This window comes from Nocardia sp. NPDC058497 (assembly GCF_042720195.1).
Taxonomy (GTDB): Bacteria; Actinomycetota; Actinomycetes; order Mycobacteriales; family Mycobacteriaceae; genus Nocardia.
This window is the reverse complement of sequence record NZ_JBHXMY010000582.1, coordinates 1-3,658: the sequence shown is the minus strand read 5'-3', so window position 1 is coordinate 3,658 and position 3,658 is coordinate 1. Positions and strand designations below refer to the sequence as shown.

Annotated in this window: 3 protein-coding genes and 1 pseudogene; 3 read left to right on the top strand and 1 reads right to left on the bottom strand. The window is 68.7% G+C overall.

What is annotated here, in order from left to right; genetic code table 11:
- Positions 1 to 104: 104 nt before the first annotated feature.
- Positions 105 to 767 (bottom strand): TetR/AcrR family transcriptional regulator, encoded by a 663-nt coding sequence (locus ACFWPJ_RS27600; protein ID WP_019048689.1) that lies wholly within the window; start codon positions 765 to 767, stop codon positions 105 to 107.
- A 300-nt stretch (positions 768 to 1,067) separates the two neighbouring features.
- Here ACFWPJ_RS27600 and ACFWPJ_RS27595 point away from each other — a divergent pair, with 300 nt between their 5' ends.
- The 3 genes and pseudogenes from ACFWPJ_RS27595 to ACFWPJ_RS27585 all read left to right on the top strand — a co-directional run.
- On the top strand, positions 1,068 to 2,051 hold the full coding sequence (locus ACFWPJ_RS27595) for a DUF3152 domain-containing protein (RefSeq protein WP_378855628.1): 984 nt from the start codon (positions 1,068 to 1,070) through the stop codon (positions 2,049 to 2,051).
- Positions 2,052 to 2,157: 106 nt separating this feature from the next.
- The gene (moeZ, locus tag ACFWPJ_RS27590) at positions 2,158 to 3,339 is read left to right on the top strand and encodes an adenylyltransferase/sulfurtransferase MoeZ (RefSeq protein WP_378855626.1); all 1,182 of its coding nucleotides are present in this window, start codon (positions 2,158 to 2,160) and stop codon (positions 3,337 to 3,339) included.
- Positions 3,340 to 3,451: 112 nt separating this feature from the next.
- Positions 3,452 to 3,658, top strand: a pseudogene (locus tag ACFWPJ_RS27585) (hypothetical protein); the annotation flags it as partial.

Here is a 3,658-nt window from a genome sequence, read left to right as displayed (position 1 = left end):
ATTACCACATTATTTACGGTCTCGTGGGGTCGGTGTTGTGTTAACGAGACAGTGGTGTCGGCATGTAAACCCCAGGTTGACAGGCCTTCGTTTGTTTCGGTCGCTCAGCCGATCGGGTGCAGCGGGACGTGCTTGAGGCCGCCCCAGGCCAGGGCGACCGTGGTGTCGACCGCTTCGTCCTTGGGGATCGGGCGGTCGGCCTCGAGCCAGTAGCGGGCGGTGAACTGGCTCGCGCCGACCAGGCCGACGGCCAGGATGCGGGCGCGGTAGGGGTCGAGGCCGGAGTCGTGGGCGACCAGGTCGAAGACCGCGTCCACGCAGGCCTCGGTGGCCTGCTCGACCCGGCGCTGCACCTGCGGCTCGCTGGTCAGGTCGGATTCGAAGACGAGGCGGAAACCCTGCATCTCGTTGTCGACGAAATCGAAGTAGGCGGCGACGGCGGCGCGCACGCGCTGCTTGTTGTCGGTGGTGGAGCGCAGCGCCTGGCGCACGCTCGACACCAGGATGTCGACATAGTTCTGCAGCACCGCCAGGTACAGCTCCAGCTTGCTCGCGAAGTGCTGGTAGAGCACCGGCTTGCTGACGCCCGCCACCTGGGAGATCTCGTCCATGCCCGCGGCGTGGTAGCCGCGCTGCACGAACACTTCGCTGGCCGCGAGCAGCAGCTGCTGGCGCCGCTCGTCACGGGGCAGCCGGGTGCCGCGCTTGGCCGGGACCGTTTCCGGCACCGATCGGCGCGAGGTCATGCGGTCCACGAGGTCTGTCATCTCGGCTCTCTTTGTCGATTACCCCGGCCCAGGGGTGTTCGGTCCGGTATCCCACGAACGATACCCGCACGGTGTTCCCATGAAGTTTCGCCCTGGAAATGTAGTACCAGGCCCGAGGGGTTCGCCGGGCCGTAACCGCGCGATCCGCTGCGGCCGCCGCGAGGGCGGGGTTGCGCACTGTGAGAATCTGGTGGGGTGACCGACCGACCGGAACGACCATCCGGCGGCGGGCGCGATGTCGCTCGCCCCACGCAACCCACCGAGTCCGGTTCTGTGACGTCGGCGCCAGAAGGGCGAGAACTGCAGGTCTACGACCCGCTCGGGCTGTATCAGCCCGCCGACCGATCCCGGCAGCCGTTGCGCGCCCGCTGGAACCCCGCCGACACCGACAACGGCAGGCCGCGCAGCCCGCAGCGCGACGCCAAGAAGCAGAGCGCTATCGGCCGGTTCGTCCGCCGCTACGGCTGGCGGGCCTACGCCCTGCCGGTATTGCTGGCCGTCACCGTGCTGGTGGTCGTCGACGCACTGCGCGCGAACCCGATGCCCGCCGCGAACGATCCCGGTTTCGGCGCGCTCAGCCCCAAGGTGGCCCAGTCCGGCATCATCGGCGCGCCACCCGGCGACGGGAAGTTCCCGCCCAACCTGCCGCTGGGCGCGCTGCCGGAGGGCGGCGACTACGTCGATCGCGCGGCGGGCACCTGGCATGTGGTGCCCGGCACCAGCGCCCAGGTCGGCACCGGCACCGAACGCGTCTTCCGCTACACCGTCGAGGTGGAGGACGGCATCGACACCGCGCCGTTCGGCGGTGACGCCGCCGTGGCCAAGATGGTCGAGACGACCCTGGCCAACCCGAAGAGCTGGGCCCACGACCCCCGCTTCGGCTTCCAGCGCATCGACACCGGCGAACCCGACTTCCGGCTCTCGCTCACCTCGCGCGAGAGCACCCGCGCCGCCTGCGGATTCGAGATCCCGATCGACTCGTCCTGCTACAACGCCGACATCGACCGCGTCGTGCTCTCCGAGGTGCGCTGGGTGCGTGGCGCGCTCGCCTTCGACGGCGACATCGGCTCCTACCGGCAGTACCAGATCAACCACGAGGTCGGCCACGCCATCGGCTACCACGGGCATCAGCCGTGCGAGACCGACGGCGGCCTCGCGCCGATCATGATGCAGCAGACCTTCGGCACCAAGAACAACGACATCGCGTTGCTCGACCCGCACGGTGTGGTGCCCGCCGACGGCAAGACCTGCCGCTTCAACCCCTGGCCGTACCCGCGCGGATAGTGCGGTGGCCCATACGGGACCATGGGTGGGAAGAACAGCGCGGCCCGGCACGTTGCATGTAGTTGCATGTACCAGGAATGCCGCCGATACACACAGGAGCTCTGACGTGTCATTCAACGGGTCCCTGCCGCCGCTCGTCGAGCCGGCCGCGGAACTGACCAAGGACGAGGTCGCTCGCTACAGCAGGCACCTGATCATCCCCGATCTGGGTGTCGACGGTCAGAAGCGGTTGAAGAACGCCAAGGTGCTCGTGATCGGCGCGGGCGGGCTGGGTTCGCCCGCCCTGCTGTACCTGGCCGCGGCGGGTGTCGGCACCCTCGGCATCGTCGAGTTCGACGAGGTCGACATGTCGAACCTGCAGCGCCAGGTCATCCACGGCGAGTCCGACATCGGCCGTCCCAAGGCCGACAGTGCCCGCGATTCCGTCCTGGAGATCAACTCCGGGATCGACGTGCGCCTGCACAAGATCCGGCTGGAGCCGGACAACGCCGTCGAGCTGTTCCGCGAGTACGACCTGATCGTCGACGGCACCGACAATTTCGCGACCCGCTACCTCGTCAACGACGCCGCCGTCCTCGCGGGCAAGCCCTACGTGTGGGGCTCGATCTACCGCTTCGAGGGCCAGGTCTCGGTGTTCTGGGAGGACGCCCCCGACGGCCGTGGCATCAACTACCGCGACCTGTACCCGGAGGCCCCGCCGCCGGGCATGGTCCCGTCCTGCGCCGAGGGTGGCGTGCTGGGCGTGCTGTGCGCGTCGATCGGTTCGGTGATGGTGACCGAGGCGATCAAGCTGATCACCGGCATCGGTGAGACGCTGCTCGGCCGTCTGATGGTCTACGACGCACTGGACATGAACTACCGCACCATCAAGCTGCGCCGCGATCCCGAGCGCCAACCGATCACCGAACTGATCGACTACGAGGCGTTCTGCGGTGTTGTCTCGGAGGAGGGCATGGCCGCCGCGGCCGGGTCCACGATCACCGCCGCCGAGCTGAAGGATCTGCTGGACGCGGACAAGGTCGAACTGATCGACGTCCGTGAGCCGGTCGAGTGGGACATCGTCCACATCAAGGGCGCGACGCTGATCCCCAAGGACCGCATCCTCTCCGGCGAGGCGCTGGCCGAACTGCCGCAGAACAAGCCGATCGTGCTGCACTGCAAGACCGGTATCCGTTCCGCCGAGGCGCTGGCCGCGCTCAAGCGCGCCGGTTTCGCCGACGCCACGCACCTGCAGGGCGGCGTCGTCGCCTGGGCCAAGCAGGTCGATCCGTCGCTGCCGGTCTACTGATCGGATAGCTGCACTGTTGCCGACCTCGCCGAAGGTTGCGGCGAGGTCGCAAAGTGGAGTGTGCCAGCGTGCCTTCGGGGTTGCCGCGCCGCGGCGGGGTTACGGTACGGCCGTGACCTCAGTCGAACCTCCCGACCATGTGCGCGCCACATTCGGACTTCGCGAAGTGACACCGGTCTGCCTCGGCAACTGGGACGGTGGCTGGCGATTGGGTGACGTGGTGCTGTGTCCGGTGGCGGGGCGCGCGCCGGGGGGGGGGGGGGGGGGGGTGAGGCACAGAGACCCGGGGGCCGCGGGGGCGGGGGGGGGGGCCCCGCGC

Excerpts from the sequence above, each read along its gene's own strand:
- ACFWPJ_RS27600 (WP_019048689.1), bottom strand. The coding sequence starts at position 767 with ATGACAGACCTCGTGGACCGCATGACCTCGCGCCGATCGGTGCCGGAA.